The sequence below is a fragment of the Pseudomonas sp. IT-P171 genome (genome assembly GCF_949767765.1).
Classification (GTDB): domain Bacteria; phylum Pseudomonadota; class Gammaproteobacteria; order Pseudomonadales; family Pseudomonadaceae; genus Aquipseudomonas; species Aquipseudomonas fluorescens_B.
This window is the reverse complement of sequence record NZ_CATKQN010000011.1, coordinates 156,684-171,361: the sequence shown is the minus strand read 5'-3', so window position 1 is coordinate 171,361 and position 14,678 is coordinate 156,684. Positions and strand designations below refer to the sequence as shown.

At 61.5% G+C, this 14,678-nt stretch carries 14 protein-coding genes; 11 read left to right on the top strand and 3 right to left on the bottom strand.

The annotated features are described in order from the left end of the window. Positions 1-189: 189 nt before the first annotated feature. From ACM6I5_RS09260 to ACM6I5_RS09245, 4 genes are all read left to right on the top strand, one after another. Positions 190-1,233: an LLM class flavin-dependent oxidoreductase gene (locus tag ACM6I5_RS09260; RefSeq protein WP_414883664.1), complete on the top strand. Its 1,044-nt coding sequence runs from the start codon at positions 190-192 to the stop codon at positions 1,231-1,233. Positions 1,234-1,296: 63 nt separating this feature from the next. Then, a complete protein-coding gene (locus ACM6I5_RS09255; protein WP_197281746.1) occupies positions 1,297-1,449 on the top strand; it encodes a hypothetical protein in 153 nt (50 codons plus the stop codon). Positions 1,450-1,540: 91 nt separating this feature from the next. Then, positions 1,541-2,218 (top strand): isochorismatase family cysteine hydrolase, encoded by a 678-nt coding sequence (locus tag ACM6I5_RS09250; RefSeq protein ID WP_414883663.1) that lies wholly within the window; start codon positions 1,541-1,543, stop codon positions 2,216-2,218. 5 nt (positions 2,219-2,223) lie between these two features. Then, positions 2,224-3,585 (top strand): purine-cytosine permease family protein, encoded by a 1,362-nt coding sequence (locus ACM6I5_RS09245; protein ID WP_414883662.1) that lies wholly within the window; start codon positions 2,224-2,226, stop codon positions 3,583-3,585. 65 nt (positions 3,586-3,650) lie between these two features. Here ACM6I5_RS09245 and ACM6I5_RS09240 read toward each other — a convergent pair whose 3' ends face one another. From ACM6I5_RS09240 to ACM6I5_RS09230, 3 genes are read right to left on the bottom strand one after another with little or no spacing between them, the layout of a single operon-like run. Next, positions 3,651-4,409, bottom strand: coding sequence for a PAS domain-containing protein (locus tag ACM6I5_RS09240; protein WP_414883661.1), 759 nt, complete (start codon positions 4,407-4,409; stop codon positions 3,651-3,653). Further along, entirely contained in the window at positions 4,410-5,081 is a 672-nt protein-coding gene (locus tag ACM6I5_RS09235; protein WP_414883660.1) for a response regulator, read from the bottom strand. Continuing rightward, entirely contained in the window at positions 5,050-6,195 is a 1,146-nt protein-coding gene (locus tag ACM6I5_RS09230; protein WP_414883659.1) for an ATP-binding protein, read from the bottom strand. The genes ACM6I5_RS09235 and ACM6I5_RS09230 overlap by 32 nt, the downstream gene beginning before the upstream one ends. A 189-nt stretch (positions 6,196-6,384) precedes the next feature. Between ACM6I5_RS09230 and ACM6I5_RS09225 the strand changes: the two genes are divergently transcribed. Genes ACM6I5_RS09225 through ACM6I5_RS09195 form a run of 7 tightly spaced genes read left to right on the top strand, consistent with a single transcriptional unit; the run spans position 6,385 to position 14,677 of the window. Continuing rightward, positions 6,385-6,897 carry a dimethylamine monooxygenase subunit DmmA family protein gene (locus tag ACM6I5_RS09225; protein WP_414883658.1) on the top strand — a complete coding sequence of 171 codons (513 nt, stop codon included), beginning with the start codon at positions 6,385-6,387 and terminating at the stop codon, positions 6,895-6,897. Continuing rightward, the gene (locus ACM6I5_RS09220) at positions 6,894-7,823 is read left to right on the top strand and encodes a PDR/VanB family oxidoreductase (RefSeq protein ID WP_414883657.1); all 930 of its coding nucleotides are present in this window, start codon (positions 6,894-6,896) and stop codon (positions 7,821-7,823) included. Before ACM6I5_RS09225 ends, ACM6I5_RS09220 begins: the two co-directional genes overlap by 4 nt. Positions 7,824-7,832: 9 nt before the next feature. Beyond that, positions 7,833-8,849, top strand: a complete 1,017-nt coding sequence (locus tag ACM6I5_RS09215) for a heme-dependent oxidative N-demethylase family protein (protein ID WP_414883656.1) — start codon at positions 7,833-7,835, stop codon at positions 8,847-8,849. 34 nt (positions 8,850-8,883) lie between these two features. After that, positions 8,884-10,014 (top strand): aminomethyltransferase family protein, encoded by a 1,131-nt coding sequence (locus tag ACM6I5_RS09210; protein WP_414883655.1) that lies wholly within the window; start codon positions 8,884-8,886, stop codon positions 10,012-10,014. Between the two features lie 31 nt (positions 10,015-10,045). Beyond that, positions 10,046-10,912, top strand: coding sequence for a formyltetrahydrofolate deformylase (gene purU, locus ACM6I5_RS09205; protein WP_414883654.1), 867 nt, complete (start codon positions 10,046-10,048; stop codon positions 10,910-10,912). Positions 10,913-10,951: 39 nt separating this feature from the next. Continuing rightward, positions 10,952-12,319: an NAD(P)-binding domain-containing protein gene (locus ACM6I5_RS09200; RefSeq protein ID WP_414883653.1), complete on the top strand. Its 1,368-nt coding sequence runs from the start codon at positions 10,952-10,954 to the stop codon at positions 12,317-12,319. A gap of 15 nt (positions 12,320-12,334) precedes the next feature. After that, positions 12,335-14,677 (top strand): DUF1989 domain-containing protein, encoded by a 2,343-nt coding sequence (locus ACM6I5_RS09195; RefSeq protein WP_414883652.1) that lies wholly within the window; start codon positions 12,335-12,337, stop codon positions 14,675-14,677. The last annotated feature ends 1 nt before the right edge of the window (position 14,678 follow it).

Genomic DNA, 14,678 nt, shown 5'->3' with positions numbered 1-14,678 from the left:
GAGTAGGACCGTCGGAGAGAAATATTTTGTGGATATTCCATATTATGGTATACCAATAACGAATCAGCCGAATAGCCGTTCTCAGCGACGCGCTTCAACCGGCGAGAACTCCCGGGAGCGCCTAGCGCTCATTCCAGGCAACAGGCCTGCAGTCGACAGGCCGACAACAAAAGATCCGAGGTAAGCGTCATGAAGTTTTCATTGTTCGTGCACATGGAACGCTGGGACGAAAGCATCAGCCACCGTCAGTTGTTCGAAGACCTGACGGAACTGACCCTGATGGCTGAAGCCGGCGGTTTCAGCACCGTCTGGATCGGCGAACACCACGCGATGGAATACACCATCTCGCCGAGCCCGATGCCGTTGTTGGCCTACCTGGCCGCCAAGACCACCACCATTCACCTCGGCGCCGGCACCATCATCGCGCCGTTCTGGCACCCGTTGCGCGTCGCCGGCGAATGCGCACTGCTGGACGTGATCAGTAACGGTCGCATGGAAGTCGGTCTGGCCCGCGGCGCGTATCAGGTGGAATTCGACCGCATGGCCGGTGGCATGCCTGCCTCTTCCGGTGGTCAGGCGCTGCGGGAAATGGTTCCAGTGGTTCGCGCCTTGTGGCAAGGCGACTACGCCCACGACGGTGACATCTGGAAGTTCCCGACCTCAACCAGTGTGCCAAAGCCGATCCAGAAGCCTAATCCACCGATGTGGATCGCCGCTCGCGATCCCGATTCGCATAACTTCGCGGTGGCCAACGGCTGCAACGTCATGGTCACGCCACTGATGAAAGGCGACGAAGAAGTCCTCGACCTGAAGAATAAATTCCAGACTGCGTTGGACAACAATCCAGATGTGCCGCGCCCACAACTGATGGTGCTGCGTCACACCCACGTCCACGCGGTCGATGACCCCGAAGGCTGGAAAGTCGGGGCCAAGGCGATCTCGAAGTTCTATCGCACTTTTGATGCCTGGTTCGGTAATAAGGAAGTGCCGGTCAACGGCTTCCTGGCGCCGAGCCCGGAAGAAAAATTCGCCGCGCGACCAGAGTTCGAACTGGAGAGTCTGCACAAGACGGCGATGATCGGCACCGCGGAAGAAATCATCCCGCGCATCAAGTATTACCAGGAACTGGGGGTCGACGAGTTCAGCTTCTGGTGCGATAACAGCCTGCCCCACGCGGAGAAGAAAAAATCCCTGGAGCTGTTCATCAAACACGTGGTCCCGGCGTTCCGCTGAGTCAACCACCCTGCCCCTCGGACGCGAAGCCGGGGGGCTGACTGACGTGTAGGGTCGATTCCAATGATCAATGATCGCCGCCCATCACTCGCCCTTCCCTCCGGCGCCGAGCAGGTTTATCTGCGCGGCGAATGGACCGCTTCGCATCTGCATTTCAAGCGCCTGCGCGCCAGCGTTACCGCCAAGCAGAACGGCTTCTGGCAGCTGGTTCACTGAGCCCACCCGAACTGGAATTCACGCATCCCACGTCTCGTTATCGCGAAGCGTGTCCGGTGCATTGTGCTTCGCCCATGATCAGGTTTGCTCAATGAACAATAAAAACGCGCTGTTGATCATCGACATGCAGCAGGAGGACGGTTTCGTCCTGGAACACTTCGACACCGTGGAGGCCAACACCGCCGCCCTGCTCGAGACTGCCCGCCGTCAACGGGTGCCTGTCATCTATACCCGCCACATCAATCAGGCCGACGGCATTGACTTGCCGCGCGGCGAACCGCGAGCGGCCGACGGCGGCCCCAGCAGTTATCGCGCCGGCACCCGGCAAGTGGAAATCACCGAACGTCTGGCGCCGCAGCCAGATGAACTCATTATCGACAAGGGCCGTTACAGCGCCTTCCACCGAACCGACCTGGACGCCCGACTCGAGGCACTCCAGGTCGATACCTTGATCGTATGTGGTGTACTGACCGATGTCTGCGTACTGAGCACGGTGTTCGATGCCTTCGCCCTGGGTTTTCACATTCGCCTGGTCAGCGACGCCTGCACCACGACCACGCTGGCGGGACATTACTCGGCGCTGCTGATCATGGCCAACTGGGTCTACGCCCTGGAAATCCTGACCTGCGCCGAATGCCTTCGAGCCATGGAAAACCGCGAGTATCTAAGCCTGATCCCCGAGCGCCCGGACCTGTTCGCCCACCAGCCGCATGAGCTGGAAAACACCATCGCCCGTTTGCAAACCCACCTCGCCCGGACTCAGGAGTAATCGCCATGCAAGTGGAAAAAAGAAGCATCGATTTCATCCCTGAAGCCGAACGCCATGGCCAACCCGGCTCGCTGTTCTTCATCTGGTTTGGCGCCAACATGAACATCACGACCATCGCGTCCGGCGTGTTGCCGGTGGTGATGGGGCTCAATCTGTTCTGGAGCGCATTGGCGATCATCATCGGTTCGCTGCTGGGGGCGATTTTCATGGCATCCCATTCCGCCCAGGGGCCGAAACTCGGCATCCCGCAAATGATCCAGAGCCGGGCCCAGTTCGGCGTGCTGGGGGCGGTGTTGCCGCTGCTGTTCGTGATGCTCATTCACCTGGGGTTTTTCGTCAGCAACACCTTGCTCGCCGCCCAGGCATTGGAGTCCGTCAGTCCGTTACCGGCCACCGGCAACATCTACCTGATCGGGGCGTTGTGCTTTGTCGTCGCGCTCTATGGTTATCGCCTGATCCATCGCCTGCAGAAAGTGCTGTCACTGCTTTCGTTGTTGGTGTTCATCGCCGCTACGGTGCTCGCCTTGCAGCTGCCGATCCCGGCGGAACAATGGCTGCCGACGGGTTTCTCGTTGTCGAAGTTTCTGGCGGCGGTGAGCATTGCCGTGACCTGGCAACTGTCCTATGCGCCGTATGTGGCCGACTACTCGCGTTACCTGCCGAGCAGTACGCCAACCGCAAAAGTGTTCTGGTACAGCTACGCCGGCACGGTCAGCGGCGGTGCCTGGATGATGATTCTCGGGGCGATCCTCAGCGTCGGCATTAGCGACTTTTCCAGCAACGTCGGCAGCCATGTCGCCGGGCTGTTTGGTGGCGGCGCACTGCTGTTGTTCGCCTTCATCGTCTATGGCCAGGTGTCGATCAATGTGTTCAACCTGTACGGCGCCTTCATGTCGACCATTACCGTGATCGAACCCTTTGCCCGGCTCAAGGTGACACCGCGGGTACGCGGCTTGTTCATGCTGGTGATCAGCCTGGTGGCCACGGCCTTGTGCACCATCAGTCAGGATGACTTCATCAACTTCTTCCTCAACTTCATTTTCTTCATGAGCTATTTCCTGATTCCTTGGACCGCGATCAACCTGGTGGATTACTACTGCCTGCGCAAAGGGCAGTACCGGATAGCTGACATCTTCGACAAGGACGGGATCTACGGGCGTATCAACTGGATCGCCTGCGGCAGTTTCGTGCTGGCGATCGCCCTGGAAATCCCCTTCATGAACACCACGTTGTATGTCGGCCCGGTGGCCAACGCCCTGGATGGCGTAGACCTGGCCTGGATTGTCGGGTTGCTGGTGCCCGCCCTCAGCTATTACGGGTTGATGAAACTGGGCAAGCGCGCCCAGGGAGTCGGCGAATTGTCCTGATAACCCCCTGAAAGCCCCAACGCCGGGTGCGATGCCCGGCGTTGTACCCTCGCGCAACGGTGTATTCAGCTCGCTCGCCGATCCATGCAGCGCTCGAAAATCGCGCCCTCGATACCCAACACTTCCCGGGTGTCGGCATAAATCCCCACTCCCTTTTCCCAAACATGCTTGATCGACTGATCTGCGCAGCGTATCCGGTAATGGAGTTCGAACGGTTCCTGCCGTGACAGGGCATATTGCACCTCGCGCCAGACGTAATCGGCATCCTGGGCCAGGATCAGGCTGTTGTAGGTGAACTCATGGTTGTCCACCAGCCGCTCCGGTGGATACCCGGTCAGTTGCAGGCAACCGGCACTGACGAATTCCATGGTCCAGTCGCGGTTGTTGCGGCCGCGATAGATCAGCCCCGGCATGCTGTCGAGCAGGCTCATGCTGCTGCGCTGGCTGGCCTGCAAGGCAATCTCGCGCCGCTTGTGCGCAGTGATGTCGCCGGCCACCAGATAAAAAGCCTGAAGCCCGCGCTTCAGGCTGACGTCGAACCAGCGCAGCTCCCCCGAAGGGTGAACAAAACGCAGCCGCTGATTGAAGGAGGTTTCGGGGTGCCGACGCAGTTCATGCAGGGCCTGACGCCACAACGAACGGTCTTCGTGGTGCACATAGTCGATGAGGTTGCGTTCCGTACCTGGCAGATCCATCAGCTCGACCCAGGCCAAGTTGAAGTGGGCGATCTGACCGTTATCGCGCAGTTCGAGCAACGCCGCAGGAAAGCGATCCATCAAGTGCAAGGGCAGTGTCTGCACAAATGCCTCTGGTCGTTCCATCATCTAATGACGCTCCTCGTGTCTCACCGACGCGCCGTTGTGCACCCACGCCGCCAGTTCCAGGCGCGAGTGCAGGCTGAGCTTCTGCAAGAGATTCCTCACATAGATTTTGACCGTGCCATCGCTGATGCCCAGTTCACGGCCGATCTGTTTATTGCTCATGCCCGCAGCGATCAGGGCCAGGGTCTGCCCCTCGCGCTCGGTGAGGTTGCCGGTGTCGAGCGGATCCGCATCGTGCGCAGGGCGGGTCACCGACTCGCGCTGATCGGCCAGCAGCGCAATCAGGGTTGAATCCAGAACAATCGCGCCCTTGTGGCAATTGCGCATGTAAGCCAACAACGCATCAGGCTCGGTTTCCTTGAGCACATAACCACTGGCGCCCAGGCGCAGGGCCGTCAACAGCTCGGCGCGATCCATCGATGCGGTGAGCACCACCACCTGACAGTCGAGGCGCAACTGACGCAGTTCATCGAGCACCTGCAAACCGCTCAAGCCGGGCATGTGCAGATCCAGCAAGACCTGCTGCGGCGCCAGGCTCACCGTCAGGTTGATGCCTTCGCGGCCGCTGGCGGCCTGCCCCACCACTTCAAAGTCGTCGCTGGCGCTGAACAGCTGTGCCAGGCCTTTGCGAAACAACGGGTGATCATCGATCAGTAGTAAGGTCGTGCAGTCCATCGAAACTCCCCTGTGGCAGGTCTTGGTGGCGGCGAAGGCCAAGGTGTACGCGAACCCCGTGCGGGCGGATCGCCTCAATGGTCAGTCGGGCGCCAATGCTCGCGGCGCGTTCGCGGATAATCGCCAAGCCGAAATGGTTTTCCTCCCCTGACGCCGGGCTCAGTCCGATGCCGTCATCCTCCACCGATACGCAGGCTTCACCGTCCTGGTTTTGCCGCAACTCGATGCGCACATGCCGTGCATGGGAATGGCGTACCGCGTTGGCCAGTGCCTCGCGAATGATCTGCAGAATCTGCAATTCGGTTTCCGGGCTCAAAGCATCATCAGCCAGGCGATTGTCCAGTTCAAAAACGATGATGCAGCGCCGCGAGAACTCAGCGACAGAGTCGGCCAGAGCCTGACGCAGCGAGCGCCCGTCCATGGTCAGACGAGCGCTGGTAATCAGCTCCCGCACCTGACGCTGCAATTGACTCAAGCCGCCGCACAGTTCCTGCAACGCGGCGTTGGCGTGCGCAGGCTCGCCCAACTGCGATTGCAGCAAACGCGCCTGGAACGACAGATAACCCAACTGCTGAGCCACCGAATCGTGCAACTCACGAGCCAGGGCGCCGTGCCGGGAGGTCGCCTGTTTGCGCTGTTGCTCACGGGTGTAGCAGCGCAAGCGCACGGTGACGCCGATCGCCTGCGCCGCCTCTTCCAGCAACTGGCGCCAGCTTGCGTGGACCGGTTGAGGGGTATCCAGCAACAACACCCCTTTGTTCGAATCATCACTTTGCGGCAAGGCACATACCAGGCGATGAACGCCCCGTTGCCGACAAGGGCCACAGACCTGAGCCGCATCATCCAGTGTCGAATCACGCCAAGGGCAGCGTTCCACGTCCTGGCAGCCCTCGATCAATCCGCGCCGCGTCGGCCCCAGGTCTTCGCCGCCCAGGATCAGACTCAGTTTGCAGGTCGGCAACACTGCTTCGAAACGGTCCAGAAAACCTGACAAGGCACCGTCAGCGTGCACCTGACACAAGGGCAATCCGGTCAGTAGTTTGCGCACACTGCGTGCCTGTTCGGGGCGGATACGCCCCAACCAGAGCGGCCACCACTGCGGTTTTGTTCGCACTATCGATAACTCCCCGTCCGGTTGCTCAGCCTTGAGCAAAGACCAGCAACTTCCATGCCCCGAACAGGCGTTGTTCAGGGCTTATCTCCAAAGGCGTAGCCCTTTTTCCGGATTGAGAAGATTTTCCCCATAGGAAAGTATCTTCCCCAACAGGAAACAAATTCCCAGTTCAACGCCAGGAAAGCCCACATGACGGATAGACACAGCGCTGCCCCGGACCGACTTCACAGCCTCCCGTGCTATCGACAACCGCTGCCTCGTGAAAGCGTCACCCGGCACATCGTGGTCATGCAATCGGCGGCCGTCTGCACGCCCTTTGTCGGGGAACTGGAACAGCCCTTGGTGCTGAATGGCGAGAGCGCCGACTTTTCCCGCCGCCTGCATCAGGTGCTGGTTAGCGCTACCGTCGGCAACCATCTCTACATCATGGGCGACGAGGCCTTTATCTGGCGTATCCACGGCGAGGCCCGCAGCGCCGGACTGGAAGATGACGAGATCGACATCACCCGTACGATTGCCGGCCAGCGCCAGGTGTATTGCGTGCACTGCGGCCTGACTCAGGCCGCCGGGCCGGAGCCGCTGCTGAGCTGCATCGGTTGCGCAGTCGGACTGGAAGTCCGGGAGCACTTTTCCCGCCGCCTCGGGGCATACCTCGGTGTCTGCACCAACCCCGACCAGCCTTACGCCGGAGTCCGGTCATGAGCGCCTTCATCGAAGTGCGGGTCAGTGCGGCAAGGATGCTTACCCCAGTGGTGCGCGAATTCACCCTGCAGACGTGCGCCGGGCCCCTGCCGGCTTTCTCCCCCGGCAGTCATGTGCAGGTTCACCTGCCGCTGGCCGAGGGCAAGGTGCGCAATGCCTATTCACTGACCGGCGACCCGGCGGACAACCAGCATTACCGCATCGCCGTACGCCTGCAGGAGGCCTCCCGCGGCGGCTCTCACTACTTGCATCGGCAGGTCCGGATCGGCGACAGGCTGGAGATCTCGCCACCGGCCAATCTGTTCGCCCTGCACTCTACCGCCAGCCTGCACATCCTGATCGCCGGAGGCATCGGCATCACGCCGTTCATGGCCTACATCGCGGCCCTGGAACAACGCCAGGCTCACTTCGAATTGCACTACCTCTGTCGTCCGGGCCTGAGCGATGCCTATGTCGAGGCGTTGCAACAGCGGCTGGGATCGCGCCTGCACATCTACGCCAGCCGCCCGGACCTGAGCGACATCCTGCGTGATCGACCGCTGGGCAGCCACGTTTACACCTGCGGCCCGCAACCGTTGCTCGACGCGGTTCGGCAACAGGCCAAGGCACTCGGCTGGCCGTCCAGCCGTGTGCACTGGGAAGCGTTCAATGCCGCACAACCGGGCCGGCCCTTCGAGCTGGAACTGCTGCGCAGCGGCCGGCGCCTGCGGGTCGGCCCCGATCAGAGCCTGCTCGAAGCCCTGGAGTCCGCCGGGCTGCAGATCCCCAACCTGTGCCGTGGAGGGGCCTGCGGCCAATGCATGACCCGCCACGTGGGCGGTGATATCGAACACCGCGACAGTTTCCTTAGCCCCGCCGAGCAGGCCGACTTTCTCATGCCCTGTGTCTCCCGCGGCTGCGGCCCTACCGTTTCGCTGGATCTTTAGGAGTCGACCATGACCATTCAACCAAGCCCCGTACAGAGCTATCGAGACGATTTCAGCTTTCGCAACAGCCCAGCTGCCATCAGTCGTTTCCCTTTCCCCTTCACCGAGGACAGCTACCTGTATTCGGTGAACATCGAACCGGCGACTTCCCGGGATCCCGGCTCGATCTACCAGCACGGGTTCGACATCGACGAACACTACCGCTCGGAAATGGCCGAACGCGCCTTGGTGCTGGACAAGGATCCACGCCGCTACCTGGTGCTGCCGCACATGCAAGTGGCGGCCTGGGATGCGCTGCAGATGCTCATGGAGCACCTGGCCGCCGACTATCCGCAGTGGTTCACCCTTGAGCGTGACGCTGAGCACTGGCATTGGCGCAACACCCTGCTGGATATCGATCAGCGCTTTGTGTTCGGTGATGCCGCGACCCTGCCTTGCGAACCGCTGGAGTTCATTGGCCGACAGGTGCAGGGGGATTTCGCCCTGCTCGATCAACGCGACGGCGATCTGTACATGGACGCCGGCCTGGTCACCAGCCCGGCCGACTGGTCCCTGGCCTTCGACGCCGGCATGAGTTTCAAGCAGTGGCATTCTCCGGTGCCCATGGCCCACCAGATGGGCGTCTTCGACCGCGCGCTGAAGTACCTGCTCAACCTGCAGGTGGGGCAGCCGGTGCGACGCCTGAACTGGACGCTGACCATCAACCCGCGCCTGGACTCCTCCCCTGAGACTTTCCATGAATGGGGCGCCGACCGCGGCCGCATCACCGCCGAGAACGTCGGGCAACAGGTTCACCTGCGGGTCGAGTTGCAAGTGATGGTCCGTCTACCCCGCAGCAACGCGGTGATGTTCAGCATCCGCACCTACCTGATCAGCATGGATGAGCTGGTCACTCAGCCCGGCTGGGGCTGCCGCCTGCACCGTGTGCTGCGCGACTTGCCCGAGCCGATCGCCGATTACAAAGGCATGAGCCGCTACCGACAGACCCTGGTCGAGTGGCTGACCCGCTTCGATCCGCAAGCCTGAACCCTGACCCACTTTCACCGACAAGGATCTTCACATGGCGCATTCATGGCGTATTTCTGCACTGGCCGAACGGCACCGCGCACTCGGCTCGAACCTCGAAGACTGGAACGGCATGGGCACTGCCTGGACCTACGACAGTGACCTGGCCGATCACCATCAGGCGATCCGTACACGGGCCGGATTGATGGACGTGTCCGGACTGAAAAAAGTCCACTACGTTGGCCCCCACGCCGAGAGCCTGCTGCAATGGGCAACCACCCGCGACATCGCCAAGCTCTACCCAGGCAAGTCGGTGTACGCCTCGATGCTCGACGAGGACGGCAAGTTCGTCGATGACTGCATCGTCTACCGCACCGGACCTAACGCGTTCATGGTGGTGCACGGTGCCGGCAGCGGCCACGAAATGCTGGTGCGCTCATCCCAGGGCCGGCAAGTGGCGGTACTGTTCGATGACGACCTGCACGACCTGTCCCTACAAGGGCCGCTGGCGGTGGATTTTCTCGCCGAGCACGTGCCCGGGATCCGTCAACTGCCTTACTTCCATCACCTGCAAACCCGCCTGTTCGACCGTCCGGTGATGATCTCTCGCACCGGCTACACCGGCGAGCGCGGCTACGAGATTTTCTGCAAGGCCGCCGATGCCCCAGCGCTGTGGGACACGATCCTCGAACAAGGCGCGGGCCTGGGCATCATCCCTTGCGCCTTTACTGCCCTGGACTGGTTGCGGGTGGAAAGCTCGCTGATGTTTTTCCCCTACGACAACTCGCAGATGTACCCCTTCGCCGATCAGAAGGCTGGCGACACCCTGTGGGAAATGGGCCTGGATTTCACCGTTTCCCCGGACAAGCGCGAATTCCGTGGCGCCGAAGAGCACTTTCGGTTGCGCGGTCAGGAGCGCTTCAAGATCACCGGCGTGTTGCTCGAAGGTGTCCGCGCCGCGGAGGCCGGCGACACCTTGTGGCAGGGCAACCAGCAAGTCGGGGTGATCACCTGCGGCATGTATTCGCGCCTGAGCAAGCGCTCCATGGCCATCGCCCGGATGAGCGTCGCCTGCTCGAATCCAGGCATTGCCCTGCAGGTGCGCGGCAGCCAGGAAAGCGCCGCTGTGACCCACGCCTTGCCCTTCGACGACCCGGAAAAAACCAAGCGCACAGCCAAGGGCTGAGCCTCCAACCACTTTATCCAAGGGACCTTCGATGGACACTTCCAACGAACATTACATTCTCAAGATCAATTGCCCGGCAGCGTCCGGCATCGTTGCCGCGATCACCACCTGCCTGGCCGGACAGCAGTGCTACATCAGCGAGCTGGCGCAATTCGACGACGAGTTCACCGGGCAGTTCTTCATGCGTGCGGTGTTCCGCTTCAACACCGGAGTGACCGGCGATATCGGTGCCCTGCGCGAGGATCTGGGCGACCTGGCCGGCGGCTTCGACATGCAGTGGCAGCTGTTCTGTAGCAGTCAGCCGACCCGGGTGCTGCTGATGGTCAGCAAGTTCGACCACTGCCTGACCGACCTGCTGTACCGCCATCGCAAAGGCGAGATGGACATGCACATCACCGCAGTGGTCTCCAACCATCTGGACCTACGAGCCATGGCCGAACGCGAAGGCATTCGCTTCATCTACCTGCCGATCACCAAGGACAGCAAGGCCAGCCAGGAAGCCGAGTTGATGCGCATCGTCGAGGACACTCAGACCGATCTGGTGGTGCTTGCCCGCTACATGCAGATTCTGTCCGACGGACTGTGCCAGCAGCTGTCCGGCCGGGCCATCAACATTCATCACTCGTTCCTGCCCGGTTTCAAGGGCGCCAAGCCCTATCACCAGGCCTACGACCGTGGCGTGAAGCTGATCGGCGCCACCGCTCACTACGTCACCAGCGACCTCGACGAGGGACCAATCATCGAGCAAGAAATCCAGCGGGTCGACCATACCCACCTGCCCGACTCGCTGGTTGCCATCGGCCGCGACACCGAAACCGTAGCGCTTTCCAAAGCCCTGAAATACCACCTGGAACACCGAGTATTCATCAACCAGGACAAGACGGTGATTTTTCGCTGAGCGAGCCTTTTTTCCGAATCACAGCCACGAGAAACGACCATGACCACACGCGTAGCAATCATCGGCGCCGGCCCTTGCGGCATGGCTCAATTGCGGGCATTTCAATCGGCCAGGGACCAGGGAACGCCCATCCCGGAACTGGTCTGCTATGAAAAACAGCAAGACTGGGGTGGCATGTGGAATTACACCTGGCGCACCGGCCTGGATGAAAACGGCGAACCGGTGCACGGCAGCATGTACCGCTATTTGTGGTCGAACGGCCCGAAGGAATGCCTGGAGTTCGCCGACTACACCTTCGAAGAACATTTTGGCCGCCCCATCGGCTCCTACCCGCCACGGGAAGTGCTCTGGGACTACATCAAGGGCCGCGTCGAAAAAGCCGGGGTTCGCGACTACATCCGTTTCAACAACGTGGTGCGCCAGGTCACCTTTAACGAAGAGACTCGCCGCTTCACGGTGGTCGTCCACGACCACGGCAGCGATACCCAGACCTCGGAAGAGTTCGACTATGTGATCAACGCCTGCGGGCACTTTTCGACGCCGAAGATGCCGTACTTCCCCGGATTCGAGCAGTTCGGCGGACGCATCCTGCACGCCCATGATTTCCGCGAGGCGCTGGAGTTCAAGGGCAAGGATCTGCTGATCGTCGGCAGCAGCTATTCTGCCGAAGACATCGGTTCCCAGTGCTACAAATACGGCGCCCGTAGCATCACCAGCTGCTACCGCACCGCGCCCATGGGCTATGACTGGCCCGCCAACTGGGAAGAAAAACCGCTGCTGCAGCGCCTGGAAAAAAACCGCGCGTACTTTATCGACGGCACCCACAAGCACATCGATGCGGTGATCCTGTGCACCGGCTACAAACATCACTTCCCCTTCCTGCCGGACGAACTGTGCCTCAAGACCGACAACCGGCTATGGCCGATGAACCTGTACAAGGGCATTTTCTGGGAGCCCAACCCGCAACTGATCTACCTCGGCATGCAGGACCAGTGGTACTCGTTCAACATGTTCGACGCCCAGGCCTGGTACGCCCGCGACGTGATCCTGCAACGCATCACTCTACCCGACCAGGCACAAAGGGCCGCCGATAGTCAGCAATGGCATGCCCGTGAGCAGCAGCTTGAAACCAACCAGCAGATGTTCGAATACCAGGGCGCCTATATCCAGCAACTGGTGGACGCCACCGACTACCCGAACTTCGATATCGCCGCGGTCAACGACACCTTCCTGCACTGGAAGCACGACAAGGCCCACAACATCATGGGTTACCGCGACAAGTCCTACCGATCGCTGATGACCGGCACCCAGTCGCCACCCCACCACACGCCTTGGCTGCATGCCCTTGACGACTCCATGGCGGCGTACCTCGCTGAACCGCCGATGTCCGTCAAGTCGATCGGTTGACCCGGGAGCCTCACCATGAACGCACCTCGTGTTTCCCGCCCGCGGGAGCCCGGTCTCTTTGCCCGGGCCCCGGCCCTGGAGCGCTATCGGGTGGCCGCCGGCGGCCTGACCCTTGTCGCGCTGCAGCCCGGCGACAGCCTGCAAGTGATAGACCTCGAAGGCCGGCAACCCTGCGAATTGCTGGCCATCGATACGCTGGGTCGCAGCGCCCTGGCGGCCTGGACGCTGAGCGGTTCGACGGCCTGCGGGTTTATCGGCGCACGGCTCGCCGAACCGACCTTGCAGGCTCGGCGTATCAACCAGGCTTTGAGCCGACGCGGCATTGATCCGTACCACCTGCTCAGCGCGGCTTCACTCTGGGACGAGGACAGCCCTGCCGACTTCAGTCGCCACTTTGTCGCCAGCGATGAACTGCTGGTGATTGTCGCTGCGCCCGCCGGGCCAACAGCCGTCGACCGGCAGTATCGGCCCAGCGAACTGAGGTTGTGGGTGACACGAGCCAATCCTTCGCCGCTACTGCTCCCGGTGTTGCCCGAACCGTTGGGCGAGTTAATTGACGAATTCACCATTAGCGCCGGCACCGCCCACAGTTACACCGTCGGCAAAGGGCAGTACGTGCAGGTGCTGGACGTCGCCGGCCGCCAATGCTCGGACTTCGTCGCCCTCGATCGACGGGCACTGGATCGCGGTCTGGAGCTGGACTTGGACCAGACCGTAACCCGCACCCTGAACGGCAGCGCCTACCCGGCACCGGGACTGTTCTCAAAGTTTTTTGACCGGCAGATGCAACCGATGCTGGAGGTGGTGCGTGACACCGTCGGCCGCCACGATTCCTTCGCCCTGGCCTGCGCCGCGCGCTACTACGAGAGCCATGGCTACTTCGGGCACGACAACTGCAGCGACAACCTCAGCCGAGTGCTCGCATCCCATGGGGTCAAGGCCCGCAATGGCTGGCCGGCGATCAATTTCTTTTTCAATACCGGAATCGACGCGCACCAGCAGATGACCCTGGATGAACCCTGGTCGCGCCCCGGCGACTACGTGCTGCTGCGGGCCATGACCGACCTGCTGTGCGGCAGCACCTCGTGCCCGGATGACATCGACCCGGCCAATGGCTGGAACCCGACCGATATCCATGTCCGCATCTACAGCGAAAAGGAGCATTTTTCCATCGCCATGAGCACTCGAACCACGGCCGATGCCGACCCGATACTCACCCGTGAGTCCGCGTTTCACTCACGCACCAGCGCCTTGACCGGCAGCTTCGTCGACTACCGCAACTGGTGGCTGCCGCTGCGCTATGACGGCTATGGCGCAATCGAGGAATACCTTGGTTGCCGCGAGCGAGTGGCGGTGATGGACCTGACCGCCCTGCGCAAATTCGAAATCATCGGCCCCGACGCGGAAGCGTTGTTGCAGTACTGCCTGACCCGCGATGTGCGGCGCCTGGCGGTGGGTCAAGTGGTGTATTCGGCGATATGTCACGAGCACGGCGGCATGCTCGACGACGGCACACTGCTGCGCCTGGGCCCGGACAATTTTCGCTGGATCTGCGGCGAGGATTACGCCGGAGTCTGGCTGCGCGAACAGGCGCAAAAGCTTGGCATGAAGGTCTGGGTCAAATCCGCCAGCGAGCAGATCCACAACCTGGCGGTGCAAGGCCCGATGAGCCGCGAGCTGCTCAAACAGATGGTCTGGACCCCGCCGACCCAACCGAGCCTGGAAACCCTCGGCTGGTTCCGTTTCCTGGTGGGCCGTCTGGACGGGTACAACGGCTGCCCGCTGATGATCTCGCGCACCGGTTACACCGGCGAACTGGGCTACGAAGTCTGGTGCCAGCCTGAGGATGCCGAGCGGATCTGGGACCGAATCTGGGCGCTGGGCCAACCGTTGGGCCTGGTGCCGTTGGGCCTGGAAGCGCTGGACATGCTGCGTATCGAAGCCGGGCTGATTTTCGCCGGCTACGAATTCAGCGACCAGACCGATCCGTTCGAGGCCGGTATCGGCTTTTGCGTTCCGTTGAAAGGCAAAACCGATGACTTCATCGGCCGCGACGCCCTGCTACGGCGCAGTGCCCATCCCGCTCACAAACTGGTGGGTCTGCAACTGAGCGGCAACGAAGGCGCCGACCACGGCGACCCGGTGTACCGCGGCCGAGCCCAGGTCGGGGTCATCACCAGTGCCTGCCGCTCGCCGCTGCTGGCCAGCAATATCGCGCTGTGCCGGGTCGACGTGGCCTGCGCCGACGTCGGCACAGCGTTGGAGATCGGCAAAGTCGATGGCCTGCAGAAGCGCATCAGCGCCACGGTCACCGCAGCGATTTTCTACGACCCCGACAAGAGCCGGGTACGCAGTTGAT